The organism is Streptomyces sp. NPDC096311, assembly GCF_044763085.1.
Classification (GTDB): domain Bacteria; phylum Actinomycetota; class Actinomycetes; order Streptomycetales; family Streptomycetaceae; genus Streptomyces.
In genome coordinates this window covers 382,504-405,981 of record NZ_JBIWFN010000007.1, presented here as the reverse complement: position 1 = coordinate 405,981, position 23,478 = coordinate 382,504, and the positions used below count along the sequence as shown (strand labels likewise).

23 protein-coding genes are annotated in these 23,478 nt (G+C 71.9%); 11 read left to right on the top strand and 12 right to left on the bottom strand.

The genetic code is table 11. From position 1 onward, the window contains the following. The first annotated feature begins 15 nt into the window (after window positions 1-15). On the top strand, window positions 16-1,443 hold the full coding sequence (locus ACIRA5_RS20660; protein ID WP_403692619.1) for a class I adenylate-forming enzyme family protein: 1,428 nt from the start codon (window positions 16-18) through the stop codon (window positions 1,441-1,443). Continuing rightward, window positions 1,436-2,587, top strand: coding sequence for a thiolase family protein (locus ACIRA5_RS20655; RefSeq protein WP_403692618.1), 1,152 nt, complete (start codon window positions 1,436-1,438; stop codon window positions 2,585-2,587). The genes ACIRA5_RS20660 and ACIRA5_RS20655 overlap by 8 nt, the downstream gene beginning before the upstream one ends. A 109-nt stretch (window positions 2,588-2,696) precedes the next feature. Here the strand turns inward: ACIRA5_RS20655 and ACIRA5_RS20650 are convergent, their stop codons facing one another. The 5 genes from ACIRA5_RS20650 to ACIRA5_RS20630 form a co-directional block, all read right to left on the bottom strand. Further along, window positions 2,697-3,509, bottom strand: coding sequence for an acyl-CoA thioesterase (locus tag ACIRA5_RS20650; protein WP_403692617.1), 813 nt, complete (start codon window positions 3,507-3,509; stop codon window positions 2,697-2,699). A gap of 302 nt (window positions 3,510-3,811) precedes the next feature. Further along, on the bottom strand, window positions 3,812-4,594 hold the full coding sequence (locus ACIRA5_RS20645; protein ID WP_403692615.1) for an acyl-CoA dehydrogenase family protein: 783 nt from the start codon (window positions 4,592-4,594) through the stop codon (window positions 3,812-3,814). A 6-nt stretch (window positions 4,595-4,600) separates the two neighbouring features. Next, window positions 4,601-5,701: an acyl-CoA dehydrogenase family protein gene (locus tag ACIRA5_RS20640; protein ID WP_403692612.1), complete on the bottom strand. Its 1,101-nt coding sequence runs from the start codon at window positions 5,699-5,701 to the stop codon at window positions 4,601-4,603. After that, window positions 5,698-6,129: a nuclear transport factor 2 family protein gene (locus tag ACIRA5_RS20635; protein WP_403692611.1), complete on the bottom strand. Its 432-nt coding sequence runs from the start codon at window positions 6,127-6,129 to the stop codon at window positions 5,698-5,700. The genes ACIRA5_RS20640 and ACIRA5_RS20635 overlap by 4 nt, the downstream gene beginning before the upstream one ends. 99 nt (window positions 6,130-6,228) lie before the next feature. After that, window positions 6,229-6,699, bottom strand: coding sequence for a pyridoxamine 5'-phosphate oxidase family protein (locus ACIRA5_RS20630; RefSeq protein WP_403692609.1), 471 nt, complete (start codon window positions 6,697-6,699; stop codon window positions 6,229-6,231). A gap of 305 nt (window positions 6,700-7,004) precedes the next feature. Between ACIRA5_RS20630 and ACIRA5_RS20625 the strand changes: the two genes are divergently transcribed. From ACIRA5_RS20625 to ACIRA5_RS20595, 7 genes are all read left to right on the top strand, one after another. Further along, window positions 7,005-9,122 carry an ABC transporter permease gene (locus ACIRA5_RS20625; RefSeq protein ID WP_403692606.1) on the top strand — a complete coding sequence of 706 codons (2,118 nt, stop codon included), beginning with the start codon at window positions 7,005-7,007 and terminating at the stop codon, window positions 9,120-9,122. After that, entirely contained in the window at window positions 9,103-9,813 is a 711-nt protein-coding gene (locus ACIRA5_RS20620) for an ABC transporter ATP-binding protein (protein ID WP_403692604.1), read from the top strand. The genes ACIRA5_RS20625 and ACIRA5_RS20620 overlap by 20 nt, the downstream gene beginning before the upstream one ends. After that, window positions 9,810-10,517 (top strand): ABC transporter ATP-binding protein, encoded by a 708-nt coding sequence (locus tag ACIRA5_RS20615; RefSeq protein WP_403692601.1) that lies wholly within the window; start codon window positions 9,810-9,812, stop codon window positions 10,515-10,517. The genes ACIRA5_RS20620 and ACIRA5_RS20615 overlap by 4 nt, the downstream gene beginning before the upstream one ends. Next, window positions 10,514-10,897 (top strand): hypothetical protein, encoded by a 384-nt coding sequence (locus ACIRA5_RS20610; protein ID WP_403692599.1) that lies wholly within the window; start codon window positions 10,514-10,516, stop codon window positions 10,895-10,897. Before ACIRA5_RS20615 ends, ACIRA5_RS20610 begins: the two co-directional genes overlap by 4 nt. Further along, complete coding sequence (locus ACIRA5_RS20605) at window positions 10,863-11,180, top strand: hypothetical protein (RefSeq protein WP_403692597.1); 318 nt, start codon at window positions 10,863-10,865, stop codon at window positions 11,178-11,180. Before ACIRA5_RS20610 ends, ACIRA5_RS20605 begins: the two co-directional genes overlap by 35 nt. 61 nt (window positions 11,181-11,241) lie before the next feature. Further along, window positions 11,242-12,537: an amidohydrolase family protein gene (locus ACIRA5_RS20600; protein WP_403692594.1), complete on the top strand. Its 1,296-nt coding sequence runs from the start codon at window positions 11,242-11,244 to the stop codon at window positions 12,535-12,537. Then, complete coding sequence (locus tag ACIRA5_RS20595) at window positions 12,534-13,262, top strand: enoyl-CoA hydratase-related protein (RefSeq protein WP_403692591.1); 729 nt, start codon at window positions 12,534-12,536, stop codon at window positions 13,260-13,262. Before ACIRA5_RS20600 ends, ACIRA5_RS20595 begins: the two co-directional genes overlap by 4 nt. A gap of 71 nt (window positions 13,263-13,333) precedes the next feature. Here the strand turns inward: ACIRA5_RS20595 and ACIRA5_RS20590 are convergent, their stop codons facing one another. Then, on the bottom strand, window positions 13,334-14,371 hold the full coding sequence (locus tag ACIRA5_RS20590) for an enoyl-CoA hydratase/isomerase family protein (RefSeq protein WP_403692589.1): 1,038 nt from the start codon (window positions 14,369-14,371) through the stop codon (window positions 13,334-13,336). A 101-nt stretch (window positions 14,372-14,472) separates the two neighbouring features. On the opposite strand from ACIRA5_RS20590, the gene ACIRA5_RS20585 reads away from it, so the two are divergent. Both ACIRA5_RS20585 and ACIRA5_RS20580 read left to right on the top strand, forming a co-directional pair. After that, window positions 14,473-15,453 carry a CoA transferase gene (locus tag ACIRA5_RS20585; protein WP_403692587.1) on the top strand — a complete coding sequence of 327 codons (981 nt, stop codon included), beginning with the start codon at window positions 14,473-14,475 and terminating at the stop codon, window positions 15,451-15,453. Between the two features lies 1 nt (window position 15,454). Continuing rightward, on the top strand, window positions 15,455-16,741 hold the full coding sequence (locus ACIRA5_RS20580) for an amidohydrolase family protein (protein ID WP_403692585.1): 1,287 nt from the start codon (window positions 15,455-15,457) through the stop codon (window positions 16,739-16,741). Window positions 16,742-16,753: 12 nt separating this feature from the next. Here the strand turns inward: ACIRA5_RS20580 and ACIRA5_RS20575 are convergent, their stop codons facing one another. From ACIRA5_RS20575 to ACIRA5_RS20550, 6 genes are read right to left on the bottom strand one after another with little or no spacing between them, the layout of a single operon-like run. After that, window positions 16,754-17,524 carry an SDR family NAD(P)-dependent oxidoreductase gene (locus tag ACIRA5_RS20575; protein ID WP_403692584.1) on the bottom strand — a complete coding sequence of 257 codons (771 nt, stop codon included), beginning with the start codon at window positions 17,522-17,524 and terminating at the stop codon, window positions 16,754-16,756. A gap of 5 nt (window positions 17,525-17,529) precedes the next feature. Beyond that, a complete protein-coding gene (locus tag ACIRA5_RS20570) occupies window positions 17,530-18,678 on the bottom strand; it encodes an acyl-CoA dehydrogenase family protein (RefSeq protein WP_403692581.1) in 1,149 nt (382 codons plus the stop codon). 20 nt (window positions 18,679-18,698) lie between these two features. Then, window positions 18,699-19,856: a thiolase family protein gene (locus ACIRA5_RS20565; RefSeq protein WP_403692578.1), complete on the bottom strand. Its 1,158-nt coding sequence runs from the start codon at window positions 19,854-19,856 to the stop codon at window positions 18,699-18,701. Then, the gene (locus ACIRA5_RS20560; RefSeq protein WP_403692576.1) at window positions 19,841-20,677 is read right to left on the bottom strand and encodes an enoyl-CoA hydratase/isomerase family protein; all 837 of its coding nucleotides are present in this window, start codon (window positions 20,675-20,677) and stop codon (window positions 19,841-19,843) included. The genes ACIRA5_RS20565 and ACIRA5_RS20560 overlap by 16 nt, the downstream gene beginning before the upstream one ends. Further along, window positions 20,674-21,876 (bottom strand): CaiB/BaiF CoA transferase family protein, encoded by a 1,203-nt coding sequence (locus ACIRA5_RS20555; protein ID WP_403692573.1) that lies wholly within the window; start codon window positions 21,874-21,876, stop codon window positions 20,674-20,676. Before ACIRA5_RS20555 ends, ACIRA5_RS20560 begins: the two co-directional genes overlap by 4 nt. Next, complete coding sequence (locus tag ACIRA5_RS20550) at window positions 21,866-23,419, bottom strand: FadD3 family acyl-CoA ligase (RefSeq protein WP_403692571.1); 1,554 nt, start codon at window positions 23,417-23,419, stop codon at window positions 21,866-21,868. The genes ACIRA5_RS20555 and ACIRA5_RS20550 overlap by 11 nt, the downstream gene beginning before the upstream one ends. Between the last annotated feature and the right edge of the window lie 59 nt (window positions 23,420-23,478).

Here is a 23,478-nt window from a genome sequence, read left to right as displayed (position 1 = left end):
GAGAATAGCATTCTCATGAATATCACCATGATCCTTGAGATGGCGGCTTCGGCCGGCGATCGGGCGGTGATAACGGCGGGCGGCCGTTCGCTGACCGCCGCCGAGCTGCTGCGCCGCGCCCATGCTGCCGCCCACCGTTTCCGGGGCCGTCAGGCCGTCGTCCATCTCGGCGCCAACCAACTCGCCTATCCCGTCGCCCTGTTCGGAGCCGCCCTGGCGGGCGTTCCCTTCGTGCCGGTCAACTACCGGCTGGGCGAGCAGCAGTTGAACGCCCTGCTGGCCCGTCATCCCGGCGCCGTGGTCCTGCGCCCTGCCGATCTCGACGCCCTCCTCGACGAGCGGCCGGACGTGGAGTTCCTGGACCCGCCGCAGGACCAGGAGTCCGTCGCCGTGCTGCTCTACACCAGTGGCACCACCGCCGAGCCCAAGGCGGCCGTGCTCCGGCACCGCCATCTGCTCGCCTACGTGCTGAACACCCAGGAGTTCGCGTCGGCCGAGGAGGACGACGCGTCGCTGGTGGCGGTACCGCCGTACCACGTCGCGGGACTCATGAACCTGCTGACGAACCTCTACTCCGGCCGCCGGATCGTTTACCTGCAGACGTTCGCACCACGGCAGTGGCTGGAGACCGTACGCGGGGAGCGGATCACCCACGCCCTCGTGGTCCCCACCATGCTCGCCCGGATCGTCGCCGAGGTGCCCGGTGACGACGCCGGGACGCCCCTGCTGCGCAGCCTCGCCTACGGGGGTGCGCGCACCCCGGGGCCCATCGTGGAACGGGCGTTGCGCATCTTCCCGCAGACCGGCTTCGTCAACGCCTACGGCCTGACCGAGACCGCGTCCTCCATCGCCGTCCTCGGCCCCGACGACCACTGGCAGGCGTCCGTGTCGGACGACCCCGCGGTACGCGACCGCCTCGGCTCGGTGGGCCGGGCGCTGCCCGGAATCGAGATCCAGATCCGCACGGACGATGACAGACCGGCCTCGGCGGGGGAGACCGGACTGGTCTTCGTCCGCGGCGAGCAGATCTCCGGCGAGTACGGCGGCCGCAGCGCCCTGGACGCCAAGGGCTGGTTCGCCACCCGGGACCGAGGGCGGCTCGACACCGAGGGCTACCTCTTCATCGAGGGGCGCGCCGACGACACCATCATCCGGGGCGGCGAGAACATCGCCCCGGCCGAGATCGAGGACGTACTCGTCGCCCACCCCGGCATCGTCGAGGCGGCCGTCGTCGGGCTGCCCGACCCCGAGTGGGGGCAGCGGATCGTCGCCATCGTCGTCGGCGCGGGCGACCCGGCCGAGATCCGGCAGTGGGTCAAGGACCGGCTCCGCTCGTCCAAGACGCCGGACGCCATCGTGTTCCGAGCCGAACTCCCCAAGACCGAGACCGGAAAACTGCTGCGCCGCACCCTCCTGGCCGAGTTGGAGACCACCCATGCCTGAAGCAGTCATCGCGTCCGCCCTGCGCACCCCCATCGGCACCGCCGTCAAGGGCACCCTGCGCGACACGACCGCGTTCGACCTGGCCCACCACATCGTCACCGCGGCGGCCGAAGGCCTGGACCCGGCCCTCATCGACGACGTGATCCTCGGTGAGGGCCTCTACGGCGGTGGCGTCCTGGCCCGGCACGCCGCGGTCACCGCGGGGCTCACCTCGGTCGCGGGGCTGGCCAACAACCGGCACTGCGCCGCGGGCATGGCCGCCGTCCAGAGCGCCGCCGCGAGCGTGATGGCGGGCATGGACGAACTCGTCATCGCCGGCGGCGTCAACTCGGCCTCCACCTCCCCGAAGGCGCTCTTCCGGGTCAACGGCGCGTGGGAACCCTGGATGTCGCCCACCCACCCCGACCGCCCCGACGCCCCCAACAAGGACATGTCGATCACGGTGGGCTGGAACACCGCCGTCGCGGCGGGCCTCACCCGCGCCGAACTGGACGCCTGGGCGCTGCGCTCGCACCGCAACGCCGTGGCGGCCATCGACGAGGGCCGCTTCAAGGAGGAGATCGTCCCGATCGAGACCCCCCACGGGCTGTTCTGCGTCGACGAGCACCCGCGCCGGGACACCAGCGCCGAGAAACTGGCCAAGCTGAAGCCCCTGCACCCGGAGATCGACGGCTTCAGCATCACGGCGGGCAACGCGGGCGGTGCGAACGACGCCGCGGTCGCCCTGGTCGTCGCGAGCGAGGCGACGGCGGCCCGCGAGGGGCTGACGGTCCTCGCCACCGTACGGTCCTGGGCGTCCGTCGGCGTCGACCCCGCCGAGATGGGCCTGGCCCCGGTGAAAGCGATCCCCAAGGCCCTGGCTCGCGCGGGCCTGTCGGTCGCCGACGTCGACCTGTTCGAGATCAACGAGGCGTTCGCCTCGGTGCCCGTCGCCGCCGTCCGGCTGCTCGAACTCGACCCGGACACCGTGAACTTCAGCGGCAGCGGCTGCTCCCTCGGCCACCCGGTCGCCGCCACCGGGGCCCGCATGCTGGTCACGCTCGTCCACGAACTGCGCAGGCGCGGCGGTGGCATCGGGGTGGCCGCCCTGTGCGCGGGCGGCGGTATGGGGTCGGCGACGGTCATCGAGGTCCCGGCTCCCTGACCTGACAGCGCGCTCCGGCGCGCAGGCCCGGCGCATGGCGCGTGCCCGCGCCAGGCCGGGCCGGGGAGCCCCGCCGATCGGCACCCCGGACGCCCCCGCCGCCGGTGGATCAGCTCCGGAAGCGGAGCAGCGCCTCCTGGGCGTACGAGGCGACCAGGGCGCCGTCCTCGGTCAGGACGTCCCCCCGGCCGAAGCAGCGGCCGTGGGCGAGGATCGGGCTGTGCTGGTGCAGCAGCAGCCAGCCCTTGATGCGCAGCGGCCGGTGGAACCAGAGGCTGTGCGAGGTGACGGCGGAGGTGAACGCCGTGCGCGAGTCCCGCTGGGAGATCCCGTCGAGGCGGCGCACGGCGGTGCCGATGAGTGTCAGGTCGGTGGAGTACGCGACGAGTGCCGGGACGAGTTCGGTGGCGACCTCCGGCATGCGCGTCCACAGGTCGTACTCGGGCGGCGCCGCCTTCGGGGACTCCAGGTCGGTGACCGACCGGGTCGTCCAGGGGATGAGGCCGAGGTCCACGTCGTGTTCCGCGCCGGGCACGGAGGGGACCTTGAAGTCGCTCTGCTGGTCGAGTCCGTCCTCCTCGGCGTGCAGGGACGCCGAGGCGGTGGCGATGACACCCGGCGTCTGTCGGGCGACGATCGTCAGGGTCGCGAAGGTGCCGCCCTCGCGATGGCGCATCACTTCGTAGCGGACGGGTTCGTCGGTCAGGCCCTCGCGCGGGAACTGGGCGTGCAGGGACTTGACGGCCTTGTCCGGGCAGGTGAGAGCGGCGGCCCGGACGAACTGGGCCAGCAGCTGCCCGCCGAACAGCCGGTGATAGCTGAGGTGTTGGTTGGATCCCTCGAAGCCCGTGACGGGCTCGGGGGCCGAAGGGTCGGGGCGCAGCTCCAGGCAGGTGAGCAGGTCGTTCCAGAGGTCGGTCACAGGCACTCCCGGTGCGATTCGGTGGGATGCGAGGGATGCGAGGGATACGGTGGGCGGTGGTGCGGCGTGGTTCAGCCGCGCCATGTCCTGCCTGCGCCCCGCCTTCGACAGCGCGGTCGGTTCCTCGCTCGCGCCGTCCCATCCGTGCGGTGTGAAGACGCCCGGGTACGCCGGTGTGGAGGCGTAGAAGGCCCAGCGCCTCGAAGTCGTCGAGGGGCGCGCAGGCACGTGTACGCGGCCCCGCCCGTGGGCCCCTGGCGCCTGCGACATCCGAGGCGGACCGGGCCGCTCATGGGTCCGCGTCACAACTGAGCGAGTCGCGGAGCCGAGCGGCCCTCGCGTATCAGTGCCCCGGCCTCCCGCGTCAACTCCCGTGCGCTGCCCAGCAGTCCGTCCAGCACGAGGGCGCGCCGGACGTGCCGGTGCAGGTCGTGCTCGGCGGTGAAGCCGATCCCGCCGAGGACCTGCTGACAGTGTCGGGCGGCCGTCAGCGCCGCCTGTCCGGCCGCGGCCTTGGCGAGCAGGCAGCCGAGGTCGTCCTCGGCGGCCACGAGGGTCGCCTCGGCGCCGTCGAGTGCGACAAGGGTCTCGGCGAGCCGGTGCCGTACGGCCTGGAAGGAGGCCAGGGGACGGCCGAACTGGGTCCGGTCGAGCACGTGTGAGCGGGCGAGCGCGAGCATCGCCCGGCCGGTGCCCAGCAGCCACCAACCGAGCGCCCGGCGTCCCGCGGCGAGCGGGACGGGATCCCCGGCCGGCATTGGCCGTAGCGGCAGCTCGCCGTCCATCGCCCCGCCCGTCTCGTCCGTGCGCTCCCACGCGACCCACGCGCCGCCCGTGTACGGCAGGGGCAGCGTGCCCCCGACGGCATGTCCCGCCGCGTGCAGCAGGACGTCGTTGAGCAGCGGCGCGTGCGCGCCGGTCTCGCCGAGCAGCCCGAAGGTGAGCGGGACCGCCACGTCCGGCACTTCCGTCAGCAGGTCGGACCAGCCGAGGTCGGCCAGGGCCGTGTCGAGGGCGCGGCCCGACGCCGCCGTCATCGTCTTGCGGAGCGTCTGCGCGATCAGGTCCCGCTCGGCGGCATCCATCGTGGGTCAGTCCCTTCCCAGGTCCAGCAGCCGACGGGCGATGATGTTGCGCTGGATCTCGGCGGTGCCGCCGTAGATGGTCGCCGCCCGCGAGTACAGGTACTCCTCCCGCCATGGCGTGTCCGTCAGTTCCAGCACGCCGGGGAGCAGGTCCCGGGCGGTGTCGAGGAGTTGCTGCTCGGCGGTGGCCAGCAGCACCTTGTCGACGGAGGTCTCCGGGCCGAGCCGGGCGCCGGCCGCGAGTCGCCGCTGGGTGGCGTGGGAGCGGCAGCGCACGGTGTGCAGCGCCAGATAGGCGGCGCCCAGGGCCAGGTCCTCCCCGGCGTCATCCGGTTCGGCCAGCTCCGTGAGCAGCCGGTCGAGCCGGGCGTAGAGGTGGGCGACGCGGTGCCAGAAGCAGGTGGAGCGCTCGTGCGGGAGCAGGTCCATCGCGAGTCGCCAGCCGTCGCCGGGGCGGCCGAGCATCCGGTCGGCGGGGACGACCACGTCGTCGAAGAACACCTCGGCGAACTCGTCCACGCCGTGCATCGTGCGCAGCGGCCGCACGGTGATGCCGGGGGTGTCCATGTCGACGAAGAACGCGGTGATCCCGTCGTGGCCCGGCGCGGTGCGGGTGAGCAGGACACAGCGCGCCGCGTACTGCGCGAGGCTCGTCCACACCTTCTGGCCCGTCACCACCCAGTCCCCGCCCCGGGGGACGGCCCGGGTGGTGAGAGAGGCGAGGTCGCTGCCCGAGCCGGGTTCGGAGAAGCCCTGGCACCACTGCTCCCGGCCGCCGAGCAGCAGGGGGACCATCGCTGCCGCCAGCTCCGGGCGGGCGTACGAGATCATCGTCGGGGCGAGCACCTCGATCATCGAGTAGATGCCGGGCTCGGCCAGCCCCCGGGAGGCGACCTCCTCGCCGAGCACGGCCCGCAGTGCGGCCGGCCCGCCGAGACCTCCCACCTCGGCGGGCCAGCCGTACCGCATCCAGTCCGCCTCGTAGAGCGCGCGCCGCACCCGGGCCAGCTGCGCGACCTGGCCGTCGAGGGAGTGATCGGGCCCGGGGGAGAGGTCGTTCCGGTCGAGCCAGTGGCGCAGACCCGACCGGAACTCCGTGACGTTCACGCGCCCGGGCGTTCGAAGGCGTGCGGGCGGCCCGAGTCGTGCGCTCCGCTGCGGCGGATGAACGTCATCGCCCGCGTCCGCAGTCGCCAGCCGTCGGCGGTCCGCAGATAGGTGTCGTGGTAGTAGCCGATCCGCATGGCGTGGGTGGCGTGGTCGATGAAGCACAGCGGTTGGCTGCCGGTCGCGGTGTTCCCGTCCCTCTCGCCGGGCTCGGGCAGCTCGATCACGGCCGTACCCACCAGGAACAGACCCTTGGGCGCGGCGGCGACCAGGGCCGGGAACTCGTCGAGGCCATAGGTGTCTCCGAAAGCGCTGTAGGTGCCGTCGGGGGTGAAGACCGCGAGCACCCCGTCGATGTCGCCCCGGGTCATGTGGAGCGCGTAGCGGCCCAGCAGCTGCTGAATCTCCATCAGGTCGTCAGTGGACAAGGACCTTTCCGCCCTTCGGTGAGAAGGCGACGAAAATGACATTCTCCTTCACGAGTGGCAGGTTTCCATGTGCGGGTCATGGCGTCAACGGTCATGGCGTCAACGGTCGCGGCGGAGCTTCGCGAAGTCCCAGCTCACGACCTTCTCCGCGGTGAGCCGGAGCCAGCCGTGCTTCCCGTCGTACCGGAACGCGCCGCCGCCCATGTACTTGTCCGCGAAGAGCTGTTCGGGGCGCACGAGCTCATCCAGGGAGTCTCCCTTGCGGGGCGCCTCGCCGACGACCTCGACGCTGCCTCGTAGTTCGACGCCGCGCAGGGCCATGAAGTCCGTGCCCCCGTCGTCGACGATCACGCCGAGCCGGGGATCCCGCTCCAGATCGGTCCAGCGCTGGCTGCGTACCAGCGAGTTGAGCCACAGCGCGGACCCGTCCCACACGAACCACAGGGCGCTGACGTGGGGATCTCCGTCCCGTCCTACGGTCGCGACCCGGCACAGCGGCTGGGTTCGCAGGAAGGTGTCCCGCTCGGGGTCGGTCATGGCGATCGCGGTTCCCCTGCGCTGTCCGCTCATCGTCTCTCCTGCCTTGGTGTGAATGGTTGATTCTCTCTTAATGAGAAGCTAGTTTCCATCCATAGAGAGGAGGAGAACCACCTCGCGCTCAAGGTGGCCGGGGCGATCACCTGTTCCCGCCTGCCGCTCGGGGACAGCACCGAGGAGGAGACCCCTTGAACCAGCCCACACCCTTCGCCGCCCTGGGGGCGGTCGCCAAGTACGCCTTGCAGCAGATGGCGCCGCCGTCACCGTCTCCCGGCCGACCGGCCGCCGAGACCATTCGTCCTCGCCGGTCCCGGCGAGTGTGTGAGTGACGGCCCGTCATGGAGCAGTTCCTCACCTTCGGGATCGTCGGCCTGAGCACCGCCGCGATCTACGCGGTCATCGGCAGCGGACTGGTGCTCACCTACACGACGACCGGCGTCTTCAACTTCGCGCACGGCGCGGCGGGCATGCTGTCGGCCTTCACCTACTGGCAGCTCACCGGAGGCTGGGGCTGGCCGGTGCCGGTGGCGCTGGCCGTGGTCCTCCTCGTCCTCGCCCCGGCCTTCGGCCTGTTCGTCGAGAAGGTCGTCCTCCGGCCCGTCCAGGCGCTGGGTGAGGCCGAACGGCTGGTCATGACGGTGGCGTTGCTGAGCGGCCTCATCGCCGTCGCCCGCTGGATCTGGGATCCCAACGTGCCGCGCACGCTGCCCACGTTCTTCGCCGACCGCAAGCCCTTCCACCTCGGCTCGGCCGTGGTCACCTGGCACCAGGCCCTCACCATGACCGTCGCGGTGCTGGTCGCGGTCGGCCTGCGGATCCTGCTCTACCGCACCCGCCCGGGCGCCGAGATGCGGGCGACCGTCGACGACCGCGCCCTGGTCGGGCTGACGGGAGCCCATCCCGTACGGGCCAACAAGACCGCCTGGATCCTCGGCACCCAACTCGCCGCGATCGGCGGCATCCTGATCGCGCCGACCGTCACCCTGGACGCAGCCCAGCTCTCGCTGCTGATCGTCAGCGCCTACACCGCGGCCATCTTCGGCCGGCTCCGCAGTGTGCCCCTGACCTTCGTCGGCGCGATCGTGGTCGGCTGCATGGAGAGCTATCTGACCGGCTATCTCCCGCAGAACGCCTACCTGCCCGGCCTCAGGCTGGCCGCCCCCGCGCTGCTGCTGTTCGTGGCCCTGCTGGCGTTCCCGCACCGGCGACTGCGCGGCCGGGACCGCAAGCTGCGCCCGGTGCCGGTTCCGACGGCCCGCGGCACGGCCGTGTTCGCCGTCTGCGTCGTCGCGTTCGGCGCGGTACTGGCCTCGGTCCTCGGCGAGGCCGACCTCATCACCTACGGCGCCATCTTCTCGCTCGGCGTGGTGGCCCTGTCGTACGTACCGCTGGCCGGGTACGCCGGGCAGATATCGCTCTGCCAGCTGAGCATGGCCGGGATCGGGGCCGTCGTATGGGCCCACCTGGGCGCGCACGGGGAGTTCTGGGCCCTCGGAGCCGCGATCCTGGTGTCCGCGGTGGCCGGCGCCCTCGTCGCGCTGCCCGCGCTGCGGCTGTCCGGGGTGTACCTGGCGCTCGGGACCGCCGCCTTCGCGGTCGTCCTGGACCGGTGGATCTTCACCCTGCCGTCCTTCCATCTGTTCGGGATGCGGATCGCCCTGTTCGACCAGGGCTCGGTGGACGTGGCCGGACCCCGGCTCCTCGGCCTCGAACTGGACACCGCGGCGAAGCAGCTGGTGCTCGCGGCCGTCTGCCTCGCGCTGGCCTCACTGGTCGTGGCGGCGGTGCGCCGGGGCCCCTTCGGACGGCGGCTGATCGCGCTGCGCGACAGCGAGGCCGCCTACGCGACCCTCGGCGGCAGCCTGCTGCGCGCCAAGGTCCTGGTGTTCGCGCTCTCCTCGGGCATCGCCGGGCTCGGCGGCGCGCTGTACGGAATGCAGCAACGGTCGATCACCGCCGACCAGTTCAACCTGGTGGCGGGACTGCCGATCTTCCTCGTCGCGGTGGTCGGCGGCCTCGGCGCGGTGGGCAACGGACTGTTCGCCGGGACCGCCTACATCGGCCCGACGAACGCGCTGGTCGCCGTGGCGCCCTGGGCGCAGAACCTCGTCGCCCTGCTGCCCGGCCTCGCCGGCATCGGACTCGGCCACAACCCCGACGGCATCGTGGTCCGCTTCCGCCGCGAGTGGAAGCCGCTCGGCCGGGACCGGATCGCCCTGCCCGGCCTGCTCTGCGTACTCGCCCTGCTGTGGTTCCTGCGGCTCGGCGACCTGATCAACGGCTGGACGTTCCTGGGCTGTTCGGTGGCCGCGGGGGTGGCGCTGCGGATCTGGGCGAGCGCCCGACGGACCGCCGCACCTACCGAACCGGAGGTCCCCGTCGAGTGGTGGGGACTGCGGCGCGCCTGGCGCCCCGAGGACAGGGAGGTGCTCGCCCGTGGCCTCGCTGCGGATTAGCGGAGTGACCGTCGCCTTCGGCGGAAACCGGGCTCTGGACGGCGTCGCCCTGAGCGCCGAACCGGGCCGGGTGACAGGACTCATCGGCCCCAACGGGGCCGGCAAGAGCACCCTGTTCGACGTCGCCTCCGGGCTGCGCAGGCCCTCCTGCGGACAGGTCTTCCTCGACGGCCAGGACGTCACCCGGACCAGCCCCGCGGGCCGCGCCCGGCGCGGACTCGCCCGCACCTTCCAGCGGCTGGAGCTCTTCGGCCGCCTCACCGTCCGCGACAACCTCCTCGTCGCGGCCGAACTCGGTCCCGACCGGCGCCGGGCACATCACGTCGTCACCGAGACCCTCACCAGGCTCGGCCTGACCCATCTCGCCGACAGCCCGCCCGACGCGCTGCCCACCGGAGTCGGCCGCCTGGTCGAGGTCGGCCGCGCGATGGTCATCCGGCCCAAAGTGCTCCTCCTCGACGAACCCGCCGCAGGACAGGACAGCGAGGAGACCGAACGGTTCGCCGCGCTGCTGCGCTCGCTGACCGACGACGGCACGGCCGTGGTCCTCGTCGAACACGACATGAACCTCGTCATGGGCGTGTGCGACGAGGTGTACGTACTCGATCTCGGCAAGGTCATCGCGTCCGGCCCGCCCGAGGTGATCCGGAACGACGAGACCGTCCTGGCGGCCTACCTGGGGGACGCGTGAGCGCCATTCTCGAACTGAGCGGCGTCCGTGCCGCCTACGACCGGATCACGGTCCTGCACGGCGTCGACCTCCAGGTCGCCGCCGGGCAGGTGGTGGCCCTGCTGGGCCCGAACGGGGCGGGCAAGACCACCACCCTGCGCGTCGCCTCCGGAGTCCACCCCCTCGCATCCGGCCGTCTCCGGCTGGGCGGCCGGGACATGACCGGAGCCGACCCCCGCGACCTGGCCCGCGCCGGCGTCTGTCTGATCCCCGAGGGCCGCGGCGTGTTCCCCAACCTGTCCGTCCGCGACAACCTCCTGATGATGACCTTCACCGGCCGCAGCCGCGCGGAGATCGAGGAGATCGCCTTTCATCGCTTCCCGATCCTCCACCGCCGCGCCTCGCAGGCGGCCGGCACCCTCTCCGGCGGCGAGCAGCAGATGCTCGCCCTCGCCCGCGGCCTCGCCACCGACCCCGCCGTCCTGCTGCTCGACGAACTCTCCATGGGACTCGCCCCGTTGATCGTCGGCCGGCTCTACGAACAGGTCGCCGAGATCGCCCGGCAGGGGGTGGCCGTCCTGGTGGTCGAGCAGTTCGCGGCCGCCGTCCTCGACATCGCCGACCACGCGGCCGTCCTCGTACGTGGCCGGGTCCAGCGGCAGGGCCACCCCGACGGCGGGCTGCGCGCCGAACTGTCCGCCCTCTACCTGGGGAGTTCCGCATGACCACCACCGAGCCGCGCGCGGACCGCTTCGTCCGAGAACTGGCGGTACTGAAGATCCCCGACCCGGCCGCCGCCCGGGCCACCCTCTGGCTGCGCCTCGGCGTCCTGCTGATGGCCGGCGGCCTGGTGCTCGGCGTGTCGGGCTACCTGGTGTCCCACAACACCGTCGACCCGCTCGTCCAGGGCGACGGACTCGCACTCGGGCTGGGGGGCGTCTGCGCGACCGTGGTGGGCTCCGCGCTCTTCCTGCGGTACTCGCTCACCGGCTTCCTGCGGTTCTGGATGGCCCGCCAGTCCTACGACATCAACCTGCTCGCCGATCGCCTGCTCGAAAGGGACATCCACCATGACCCCACCGGTAACGACGCCACGCCCCGGTGACCAGCTCGCCAGCGCGGTCTGCAGCACGCGGGTGGTCGTCGTCCGCGCCCCCGCCGGCGGCTCGGTCCAGCTCTCCTGCGGAGGCAGTCCGATGGTGCCCGCGACCGCCGCGAAGCCGGCGCCAGGCGGGGCGGCCGATGCCATCACCCTCATCGGCAAGCGGTACGTGGACGCCGACGGGGCCCTCGAAGTGCTCTGCACCTCCTCCGGCATCGGCGAACTGAGCTGCGACGGCGTCCCGATGACCATCAAGGCGGCCAAGCCGCTCCCCGCCTCCGACTAGCCGTACGCACTCAAGCCCCCACCCGAGCCGCCTGCCTCCCCCTTCCGGAAGGGAACCCGTCATGGATCGAGACGATCTCATCCTCATCAGCGTCGACGACCACATCATCGAACCCCCCGACATGTTCGTGAACCACCTCCCCGAGCGGTACAAGGACGACGCGCCCCAGCTGGTCCACCAGGACGACGGCACCGACACCTGGACGTTCCGGGAGACGGTGATCCGCACCGCCGCGCTGAACGCGGTGGCCGGCAGGCCCAAGGAGGAGTACGGCCTCGAACCGCAAGCCCTGGACGAGATCCGTCCCGGTTGCTACGACGTGAACGAGCGCGTCGCCGACATGAACGCGGGCGGCATCCTCGCCCAGATGAACTTCCCGTCGTTCCCGGGGTTCGCGGCCAGGCTGTTCGCCACGGAGGACGCGGACTTCTCGCTCGCGCTGGTACGGGCCTACAACGACTGGCACATCGACGAATGGTGCGGGGCGCATCCCGGGCGGTTCATCCCGATGGCGATCCCGGTCATCTGGGACGCCGAACTGTGCGCGGCGGAGGTCCGCCGGGTGGCCGCCAAGGGCTGCCACTCACTGACGTTCACCGAGAACCCCGCGGTGCTCGGGTACCCGAGCTTCCACGACCCGTACTGGAACCCGCTCTGGCGGGCGCTGTCCGACACCGGCACCGTCCTGTCGGTGCACATCGGCTCCTCGGGCAAGCTGGCGATCCCGGCGGTCGACTCGCCGCCCGACGTCATGATCACCCTGCAGCCGATGAACATCGTCTCGGCCGCCGCCGATCTGCTGTGGTCCCAGCCGGTCAAGGACTTCCCCGATCTGAAGATCGCCCTGTCGGAAGGCGGCACGGGCTGGATCCCCTACTTCCTGGAGCGGGTGGACCGCACCTTCGAGATGCACGCGGCCTGGACCCTTCAGGACTTCGGCGGGAAGCTGCCCTCGGAGGTCTTCCGGGAGCACTTCCTCACCTGCTTCATCAGTGACCCGATGGGGGTGAAACTCCGTCATGAGATCGGCATCGACAACATCGCCTGGGAGTGCGACTACCCGCACAGCGACTCGATGTGGCCGGAGGCGCCCGAGGAACTCATGGGCGTGATGGGCCGCTTCGACGTGTCCGACTCGGACATCAACAAGATGACCCACGAGAACGCCATGCGCTGGTACTCCTTCGATCCCTTCACCCATGTCCCGCGCGAGCAGGCCACGGTGGGAGCGCTGCGCAAGCGGGCCGAGGGCCACGACGTGTCCATCCAGTCGCGCAGCCACCGTCTGATCGAACCCGCCGAGAAGCTGGAGGCGTACCGCTCCCGGGCGCGCGCGGCGACGAGTGCCGCCCGATGAGCGACCTGGTCCTGACCGAACGGGTCGACAACGTCCTCGTCGCCACCCTGAACCGGCCCGAGGCCCGCAACGCCCTGAGTCCGGAGCTGATCGACGACCTGTCGGACGTACTGCGGGAGGCGGACGCCGATCCGGGGGTCCGGGCGATCGTCCTGACGGGCGCCGGAACCGTGTTCTGCGCCGGCATGGACCTCAAGGCGTTCGCGAAGGGCGGCGGCACGTTCGACGGCCTGGTGTGGTTCTTCCGGGACGGCATCGGCACCCCCGTGATCGCGGCGCTGAACGGCTCCGCGCTCGGCGGCGGCTTCGAGATGGTGCTGGCCTGCGACCTGGTCGTCGCGGCCGAGGACGCCAGGCTCGGGATCGCGGAGGTCAAGCGGGGTCTGTTCGCGGCCGGGGGCGGTACGACGCTCGCCGACCGGGTGCCGCTGGCCGTCGCCTTGGAGATGGGCCTGACCGGCGATCCGGTCACGGCCGCGCGGGCCGAGCGGGCCGGCCTGGTGAACCGTGCGGTCCCCGCCGACCGGGTACGGGAGGAGGCGATCGCCCTGGCCGGGCGGATCGCCGCCAACGGTCCGCTGGGCGTCGCCATGACCAAGAAGCTGATGAGGGCACGCCGTTGGGCAGAACCGGACGAGGTCGTGTCGGTGTTCCGCAGCAAGGACGCGGCGGAGGGCGCCCGCGCCTTCGCGGAGCGCAGGACGCCGGTGTGGAACGGCAGGTGACGCGCGGCGTCCCGCGACGGCCGTCGTACGGTGTCCACGTGACCCGCTGACCGCCGCGCCGCACGGTGGGTTCAGCGCGCGGCCGCCGTCGCGTCGGACGAGGAGGGGGTGTCCGACGCCGTGGCGGACGGGGCGCCGGTGGCCGTGGCGGGTGGCGAGGGGACGCCCGCCACGGTGACCTCGCCGATCTCGTCGACCAGGCCCCAGCCGAGCGCCTGCGCCGCGCTCAACGTGGTGTCCGACAGGGCGAGATACGCGGTGCGCTCCCGGCCGATCCGGACCGGGAGACTCGCCGTGCCGCCCGCGCCCGGGATCAGCCCCATCCCGACCTCCGGCAACCGGATCACCGTGTCCGGCGCGGCCAGCACCCGTCCCGCGAACGCCGCCAGTTCGATCCCGGCGCCGACACAGGCGCCGTGCAGATGCGCGGTCACCCGGGGAGCGCACTCCTGGAGCAGTGCGGCCGGACTGCGCAGCACCCTCAGCAGGTGGGCCTGGGCCGGATCGCGGGAGGTCCCGAACTCCGCCAGGTCACCTCCGCTGCAGAACGCGGCACCCTTCCCGTACAGGTCGACGTGCGCGATCGACGGATCCGCCACGGCGACGTGCAGCGCCTCGCACAGGGCGTCCCGGGTCGCGGCGTCGAACGCGTTGCGCACCCACGGCCGGTCGAAGGTGATGGTGAGCCGGTCGCCGTCACGGCACAGCCGTACGGGCTCGGCGGCCGGACGTGGAGTGCGCGGGCGCGCCGAGGCCAGCCAGGCACGGAAGCCCGCGCCGCTCTGGAGCACCGAGTAGGCGAGGGACTCGAGCACCAGCCGCTCGGGCGCGGTGACGTGCCCGCCCATGCGCAGCACCTGGGTCAGCGTGACAGAGGCGGCAGGCTGCGCCGCGACGACCGCCGCGAGGCGCTGGGTGACGGCGTCCAGATCCGTGCACCCCACCCACGGTCGCGGGGGATCGGCGACACCGGTGAGCAGGATGTCGAACTCCGGGCCCGCGTCGACCGGTTCCGCCGCCACACCGACGCGGACCCGGTCCTTCGCCTCGGCCCGCACCGGCGCCTGCCGGTCGAGGTCGACCAGGTGGAAGGGCGAGTCCAAGGTCATGTCGTTCCCCTCCCCAACCGGCGGCGACTGGAGTGTAATGGGAGATCGCCACGGCCGAGAAGGGGGTTCATGAATTGGAGAACGATACTCTCCGGAGTTGGATGGAACCCGTTGAGCCGTTCCTCGGCCCCCTCCACGACGTGGCGAAGGCCTTCACCGGCCTCACCGGCGTGCCCGTGGACCTGCCGACCGCCCTCTTCCTCCGCGCCCGCCTCACCGGCCTCCCCCACCCTGGCAGGGTCTCGGCCGGCGGCTCCTGCCACCTCCTCGAGACCGCCGACGGCTGGGCCGCCGTGAACCTGGCCCGCCCCGACGACCTGGCCGCCGTGCCCGCTCTCGTCGCGCTGCTCGGCGGCACCGCGACGGAGGAACCGTACGAGACCGCGCGCCGCGCCGCGGCGGCCGACGTCGCGGCACACGCGCAACTGCTCGGGATCGCGGCCGCCGCCCACGGTTCGGCCCGCGGCACCCGCGCTCGGGTACGCGCCGAGCGAGGAGGGGCGGCGGACCCACGGGACCTGGCAGGGCTGCGGATCATCGATTTCTCGGCCCTGTGGGCGGGCCCCCTGTGCGCACGGCTGTTGGGCGAGGCCGGGGCCCGGGTGGTGAAGGTGGAGAGCATCACCAGACCGGACGGAGCGCGCAGGGGATCGCCCGCCTTCTACCGCTGGCTGCACGACGGACACGAGAGCCTGGTGCTCGACTTCGCCTCCGGCGCGCCCGCCGAGGTCGTCGTCGAGGCGGACGTCGTCATCGAGGCGTCACGCCCGAGGGCACTGCGCCGACTGGGCATCCACGCCGAGGAGTTCCTCGCGGCCCGCCCCGGCCGTGTCTGGCTGAGCATCACCGGCTACGGCCGCGACGAGGACCGTATCGCCTTCGGTGACGACGCGGCGGTCGCGGGCGGCCTCACCGGCCTCGACCGCGCCGGCGACCCCGTCTTTCTGGGTGACGCGCTCGCCGACCCCGTCACCGGCGTCTTCGCCGCCCATGCCGTCGCCCGCTCGCTGGCCGACGGCGGAGGCGAGCTGCTCAGCCTTTCCATGGCAGCCTGTGCCGCCGCCCTCACCGACAGCCGTTGACGTGCTGATCACGGACGTGGAGGTCGAGGGGTACGGCAGGGTGGACGTGCGCCTCGGGGGAGGACGGGTCGTCGGGATCGGCCGGCGGCGGGCGGAGCGCGGCGATGTCGACGGCCGGGGCGGCGCGTTGCTGGTCGGCCTGCACGACCACCACGTACACCTGCCGGCACTGGCGGCCGAGGCCGTGTCGGTGCGGGTCGGTCCGGCGGAGGCGGGCGACCGGGACGGACTGGTGGGGGCCCTGCTGAGCGGGCCGCCAGGGGAGTGGGTGCGGGCCGTCGGCTACCACGAGAGTGTCGCGGGGGAGCTCGACCGGTGGGTGCTGGACGACTTCGCGCCCGATCGGCCGGTGCGGGTCCAGCATCGCAGCGGGGCGCTGTGGATGTGGAACAGCGCGGCGTTGCGGACCGCCGGGCTGGACGGCACGGGCGACGGGGGCGACGGGGGTGACGGGGGTGACGGGCGGTTCTGGCGGGAGGACGAGCGGCTGCGCGGGTTCACCCCGCCCGTACGGCTGGATCTGCGCGGCGTGGGGGCCCGCGCCGCGGCGTACGGGATCACCGGGTTCACCAACGCGGATCCGCGTCCGGGCCAGGACCTGCCGGAGTTGCTGTCGGTACTGCCGCAGCGGCTCGTCGTGATGGGGATCGGCGACGCGCCGGTGAAGTTCCTGCTCGACGACGCGACCCTGCCGACGCCGGGTGAGCTGGCGGCATCCGTGGCGGCGGTGCGGCCCCGCCCGGTGGCCGTGCACTGCGTGACCCGGGTGCGGTTGCTCGTGACCCTGCTCGCCCTGGAGGAGGCCGGGCCGGTCGGGGGCGACCGGATCGAGCACGGGTCGGTGATCCCGGCCGAGACGATGCCCTGGCTCGCGCGGCTCGGCGTGACGGTCGTGACGCAGCCGCACTTTCCCGTGGAGCGGGGACGGGAGTACGCGACCGATGTGGACCCGGACGACCAGGCCCACCTGTACCGGTGCCGGTCCCTGGCCGAGGCGGGGATTGCGCTCGCCGCCGGGACCGACGCGCCGTACGGAAGTGCCGACCCCTGGGCGGTGATGCGGGCGGCCGTCGAGCGCTCCGGCGGGGAGGCGGTGGACCGGCGCGCGGCGCTGGACCTGTTCGCCGGAGAGCCCCGGCACCCTTCCCGGGTACGGCGGTTGACGGTCGGCGCGGTCGCCGACCTGTGCCTCCTCCACGTGCCGCTGAAAGAAGCCCTCGACCTCATGTCCGCCGACGTCGTACGCGCGACGTTCGTCGGCGGACGGCGGATCACGCCGCCGGAGTGAACACCCGGGGCACTACACGCTGTACCCGCCGTCCACACCCAGCGCCTGCCCGGTGATGAAGCCCGCGCGGTCCGAGGCAAGGAACGCCACCGCCTCCGCGATGTCCTTCGCCTCGCCGAAACGGCGCAGCGGGATGTTGCGCCGGGTGATGTCCAGGGCCGCGGTGTCGAGTTCGCCGGAGCTGATCAGACGGGCGGCGATGCCGTCGGTCAGCATGCCGGGGCCGACGCAGTTCACGCGGACCCCGTAGCGGCCCTCCTCGGCGGCCAGCGCCCGCGCCACCGCCTCGACCGCCCCCTTCGTACCCGACGACAGCCCGTCGCGCACGGGGAACCGGCGGGTGGCCACGGTGGTGACGGCGACGAGGGAGCCCCGCGCCTCCCGCAGCCGGGGCAGCGCGGGATGGACGAGGTTGAAGAACGCCACCGCGTCCGCGTCGAGCTGAGCCCGGTACTGACTCGGCGTCACCTTGCTGAGGTGCACCATCGGCACATGCGGGCCCGCCGCGTACACCAGCGTGTGCAGGCCCCCGAAGGCGTCGGACGCCTCGGCGACCGCCTCCGCCGTGGCCCGCTCGTCGCCCAGGTCGAGGCGCAGCGCGAGGACTTGGCGCCCGTACGCCTTCACCTCGGCGGCCAGGGCGTCCGCCCCGGCCTGGCTGGTGCGGTACGTGAACGCCACGTCGCTGCCGCGCTCGGCCAGCATGCGCACGACGGCCGCGCCGATGCCGCCGGTGCCGCCCGCGACGAACGCGACGCCGGTCCTGCCGGAGAAGTCCGCCATGCTGCTCACAGTCCCAGGGATTTGGCGATGATGACCTTCATGACCTCGCTCGTGCCGGCGTAGATGCGGGTGATGCGCGCATCCGCGTACAGCCGGGCGATGGGGTACTCCAGGATGTACCCGTACTCCCCGAAGAGTTGCAGACAGCGGTCGACCGCGCGTGCCTGCATCTCCGTGCAGAACAGTTTGACCTTGGCCGCGTCCGCGCCGGAGAGTTCGCCGTCGACGAGCTCGCGCACCGCGCGGTCGAGCATCGTCTGCGCGGCCTCGATCTCGGCCGCCACCGCGGCGAGTTCGAACTTCGTGTTCTGGAAGGAGGCGACCGGAGTCCCGAACACCTGCCGCTCCTTGACGTAGGCGAGGGTCGTCTCGAGTGCCGCCCTCGCCTGTGCGACCGAGCCGACCGCCACCGTCATCCGCTCCTGGGGAAGGTTGTGGCCGAGATAGCCGAAGGCCGCGCCCTCCGCGCCGAGCCGGTTGGCGACCGGGACCCGCACCTCGTCGAAGGACAGCTCCACCGTGTCCTGCGCCTTGATGCCCATCTTGTCGAGCACCCGGCCGCGCGCGAACCCGGGCATGCCGTCCTCCACGACCAGCAGCGTCAGGCCCGCCCGCCGGTCGTCGGGATCGGTCGACGTGCGCGCCACCACGATCACCAGGTCGGCGAGGAGACCACCCGTGATGAAGGTCTTGGCCCCGTTGATGACGTACGCGTCCCCGTCGCGTACGGCGGTGGTGCGGATGCCCGCGAGATCGGAGCCCGTGCCCGGTTCGGTCATGGCGACGGCGGTCAGGAGCCGGCCCGCCACGAGGCCGGGAAACCAGCGCTCACGCTGGTCCTCGTCGGCGTACGCGAGGAAGTACGGCAGGACGACGTCGAGTTGGGTGCGTACCGTGCCGAGCGTGACCAGGGCGCGGGCCGCCTCCTCCTGGAGCACGACGTTGTAGCGGTAGTCGTGCAGGCCCGCTCCGCCGTACGCCTCGGGTACGGACATGCCCAGCACTCCGAGCGAGCCGAGCTTCTCGAAGAGCTCGCGCGGCAGCCGGCCCGCGTGCTCCCACTCCGTGTGGTGGGGGACCACCTCCTTGGCCACGAACTCCCGGACGAGCTGCCGGAACGCTTCGTGGTCGGCGGTGAAGAGTTCTCGGCGCACGACGTCCTCCGTGAGGGTGCTCAGGATGCGGGGGATACGAGCTCTACGAGGGTCGCGTTGGCGGTGCCGCCACCCTCGCACATGGTCTGCAGGCCGTAGCGGATCCCGTGGTCCCGCATGTGGTGGACCATGCGGGTCATCAGCACCGCCCCCGACGCGCCGAGCGGATGGCCGAGCGCGATCGCGCCGCCCAGCGGATTGAGCAGCGCGGGGTCCGCGCCGGTCTCGGCGAGCCAGGCCAGGGGTACGGGCGCGAAGGCCTCGTTCACCTCGAAGACACCGACCTCCGGCAGGCCCACGCCCGCCTTCCGCAGCACCTTCTCGGTCGCGGGGATCGGGCCGGTGAGCATGAGCACGGGGTCGGAGCCGGTGACCACGCCCGCGCGGTAGCGCACGAGCGGCGTCAGCCCCAGCTCGCGCGCCTTCTCCGGCGTCGTCACGAGCAGTGCTGCCGCCCCGTCGGAGATCTGGGAGGCGTTGCCCGCGTGGATCACACCGTCCTCGGTGAACGCAGGCCTGAGCTTGGCGAGGGTCTCGACGCTCGTACCACGCCGGACGCCCTCGTCGAGGGTCACGGTCGTCGCCCCCTCGGTCGGCACGGCGGTGATCTGGGCCTCGAAGGCACCGGCGTCCTGCGCCGCCGCTGCCCGCTCGTGCGACAGCGCCGAGAACGCGTCGAGCCGCTCCCGCGCGAAGCCCCACTTCTGCGCGATCTTCTCGGCGGAGATGCCCTGGTTGAAGGAGAATTCCTGGTAACGGGTGAGGACCTGGGGCCCGTACGGCATGCCGGTGGAGCGCGCGGAGCCGAGCGGCACCCGGCTCATCACCTCGACGCCGCCCGCCACGACGACGTCCTGCTGGCCGGACATGACCGCCTGCGCGGCGAAGTCCAGTGCCTGCTGGCTCGATCCGCAGGCCCGGTTGACCGTGGTGCCCGGGATGCTCTCGGGCCAGCCCGCGGCCAGCACCGCATAGCGCCCGATATTGCTCGACTGGTCCCCGACCTGGGAGACACAGCCCCAGATCACGTCGTCGACGACCTCCGGGCCGATCCCCGTCCGCTCGACGAGCGCGCCCAGGACGACCGCGGAGAGGTCGGCGGCGTGCATGCCCGACAGCCCGCCGTCGCGCTTGCCGACGGCGGTACGGACCGCCTCCACGATCACTGCTTCCCGCATGTCGACCCCTCCGGTCGGTGGGATGGCCTCGAACTCGCTACCGTCCAGCGGCCAGTGAAGACCGGCGCACGCTTCTCCTTGAACGCGGAGTACGCCTCCGGGGCGTCCGCCGTCGCGAAGTTGACCGCCTGGGCCCGCGCCTCGTTCGCGAGCGCGTCCCGCAGTGTGCGGTCGGCCCCCTCGTTCAGCAGCGCCTTGTTCTGGGCGAGGGCCACCGGGGCGCCCGCGACCAGACGCGCGCCGAGGCGTGCCACGAAGTCGTCGATCTCCTCCGCGGGCACCACCCACGTCACCAGGTTCAGCGACCGCGCCTCCTCGGCGTCGATCGTCTCGGCGAGCAGCGCGAGCCGTTTGGCCTGCTGCAGACCCACGAGCCTCGGCAACAGCCAGGATCCCCCGCAGTCGAGGGACAGCCCGCGCCGCGCGAAGATCTGCGAGAACCGCGCCTGGGGAGTGGCGACCACCAGATCGCACCCGAGCGCCAGATTCCAGCCCGCGCCGACCGCCACCCCGCTGACCCTGGCGACGGTCGGGACGGGCAACTCGTGTAGCAGCAGGGTCACTTCACTCAAGGTGCGCATCCGGTACATGGGGTGCGCGGCACTGAGTCCCCCCGAGATGTCAGCGCCCGAGCAGAACGCGCCACCGGCCCCGGCCAGCACGAGTGCCCGTACGGACCGATCGTTCCCCGCGTCCGTGAGCGCGTCCCGCAGGGCGCGCCACAACTCCTCGTCGATGGCGTTCCTGCGGTGCGGACGGTTCAGCGTCAGCGTCCGTACGCCGCCCGAGTCGTCGCAGAGCAGCACCGGCTCCTCGTTCACAGCAACTCCCCCTCGGCGTCGATCCCCAGTTCGGCGAGGACGGCCTCGGTGTGTTCGCCGAGGGCCGGGATCGGCCCCATCGGCTGTTCGTAGCCGGAGATGACCGGGGGCGGCAGCAGCGCCGGAACCGGACCGCCCGGCGTGTCGATCTCGCGCCAGCGGTCGCGGGCCGTCAGATGCGGGTGCGCGACGACGTCGCTCGGGGTGTTGTAGCGGGAGTTCCCTATCCCCGCGGCATCCGCACGGTCCTGGACGTGGGCCAGGTCATGACGCGCGCACCAGGCGCCGATCTCCGCGTCGAGGACCTCACTGTGCGCGACCCGGCCGGAGTTGCTCCCGAAGCGCTCGTCGTCCGCCAGATCCGGGCGGCCGAGCAGCTCACGCGCGAGCCGCTGCCACTCCCCGTTGTTGGTGGTGCCGAGGACGACGGTGTGACCGTCGGCCGTGGGATAGGCCCCGTACGGCGCCACCGCGGGCGAGCCCATGCCCTTCGGCTCCTGGTCCACGCCCGTGTGCCGGGTGTAGGTCAGCGAATAGCCCATCAACTCCGTCATGGTGTCGAACAGGCTGACCGCGGCGGAGGCGGGCCCCTGCACCCGGCCGCGCTCCTTTCCGCAGAGCAGCGCCATGATCGACAGGGCGGCGTACAGACCGGTGCTCACATCGGCCATCGGCGGCCCCGCCTTGGCTGGCGCGCCCGGTCGGCCCGTGGTCGCGCATGCCCCCGACTCGGCCTGGACCAGCAGGTCGTAGGCACGCTTGTGGGAGAGCGGCCCGCCGGGCCCGTACCCGTCGATCTCCACCGCGAGGAGCCCGGGATGGCTCACGGCCAGGTCGGCGGGGGCGATGCCGAGTTTCGCGATCGCCCCGGGCGCGAGGTTGGAGACCAGGACGTCGGCGCGGTCGAGCAGCCGGCGCAGCACCGCCATCCCGGCCGGGGACTTCAGGTCCAGGGCCACCGACTCCTTGCCCCGGTTGAGCCAGACGAAGTGGGCCGCGAGGCCGCCCACCACGTCGTCGTAGTGCCGGGCGAAGTCGCCGCCCCGGGGGTTCTCCACCTTGATCACCCGCGCCCCGAAGTCACCCAGCGTGCGGGTGCACAGGGGAGCCGACACCGCCTGCTCCAGGGTCACCACGGTGATGCCCGCGAGGGGACCGGCCGAGCCGCGTCCTGATGTGTCCGCGCGATCAGTTGTCACTCGGCTTCCTCCAATCGCGCCGCAGCCCGTCCTTGAGCACCTTCTGACTGGCGTTACGGGGCAGCGCGTCGACGAACCGGACATGCCGGGGAACCTTGAAGTTGGCCATGTTCTCGCGTGCCCACGCGACGACGTCGGCCTCGGTGAGCCGGTGGCCCGGTCTCCTGACGAGGAAGGCGCAGCCGACCTCACCGAGTCGCTCGTCCGGCACTCCGATGACGGCGGCCTGCTCGATGGCCTCGTTCCCGAGCAGCAGCTTCTCGATCTCGGCCGGATAGGCGTTGAAACCGCCGACGATGTACAGGTCCTTCTTGCGGTCGACGAGGGAGAGGTTTCCTCTCTCGTCGAGGCGCCCGACATCACCGGTGTGCAGCCAGCCGTCGGCGTCGACGGCCGCGGCGGTGGCCTCGGGGTCGTCCCAGTACCCGCGCGTGACGTTGTAGCCGCGTACCAGGACCTCGCCGTCCTGCCCGGTGGGAACCGCCAGGCCCCGGTCGTCGACGATGCTCACCTCGACGTCCGGGATGGTCCGGCCCGTGGTCCGTGCGACCGTCTCCTCCGAGTCCCCGATCCGGGTGGTCGTCACCAACGCGGTCGACTCCGTCAGCCCGTACGCGCTCATCACGATGTCGAAGGACAGTTCCGACTTCATGGCGCGGATCAGCGATTCCGGAATGGTGGTGCCGCCCGTCATGGACACCCGCAGCGAGGAAAGGTCGAACGCGGAACGGTCCGGATGGTTGACCAGGTCCTGGAAAATGGTCGGAGGCCCCAGGAGAATGCTGACCCGTTCCCGGCCGATGATCTCGAGCGCCCGCCCCGCGTCGAAGGTGCGCATGGGGATGACCTTCACACCGTGCATCAGGGAAGCGAGCCACCCCGCCTTGTAACCGAAGCAGTGGAAGAACGGCGGGATGATCAGAAAGCTGTCGGAATGCGTGAACGTGTATTCCTCGGACATCCACCCATAGGCGCGCAGGGACTGTCCATGGGTCAGCACGACACCCTTGGGATGGCCGGTGGTGCCGGAGGTGAACATCACGTCGGACACGTCGTCCGGAGTCAGCCGGTCGATCAAGTCGTGGGCCGTGGACGACGAGTCGGCCTCTCCCGCGCGAAGGAAGTCCTCCCACCCGAGGTCCGCCGCCCCCTGCGGGCCGAGAACCGACACCGTCCTGCGCAACGCGGGCAGATCCGGATCGGCGTTCCTCAACCCGGCTATGTAGTCCTGGCCGAGGAAGGACGAGGCGAAGACGCCCTTCGCTCCGGACCTGCGCAGAATGTAGGAGATCTCCTGTGCCTTGAACCTCGTGTTGAGCGGCACCACGACGCCCCCGGCGCCCTGGATGCCGAGCGCGGCCAGGATCCACTCGGCGGAGTTCGGAGCGCACAGACCGACACGGTCCCCCGGCTCGACCCCCAGCGCGACGGCGGCCTTCACGGCCCGGACCATGTGTTGCTCCAACTCACGGAAACTCCACCGGCCACCCTCGTCGACGAGGGCCGGCGCGTCCGCGAATTGCTTGGCGGCAACTCTGATCACATGGGGAATGCTCCGGTATTCGAGGTCGTATCGCACGGGTGAACTCCCATCGGACATGA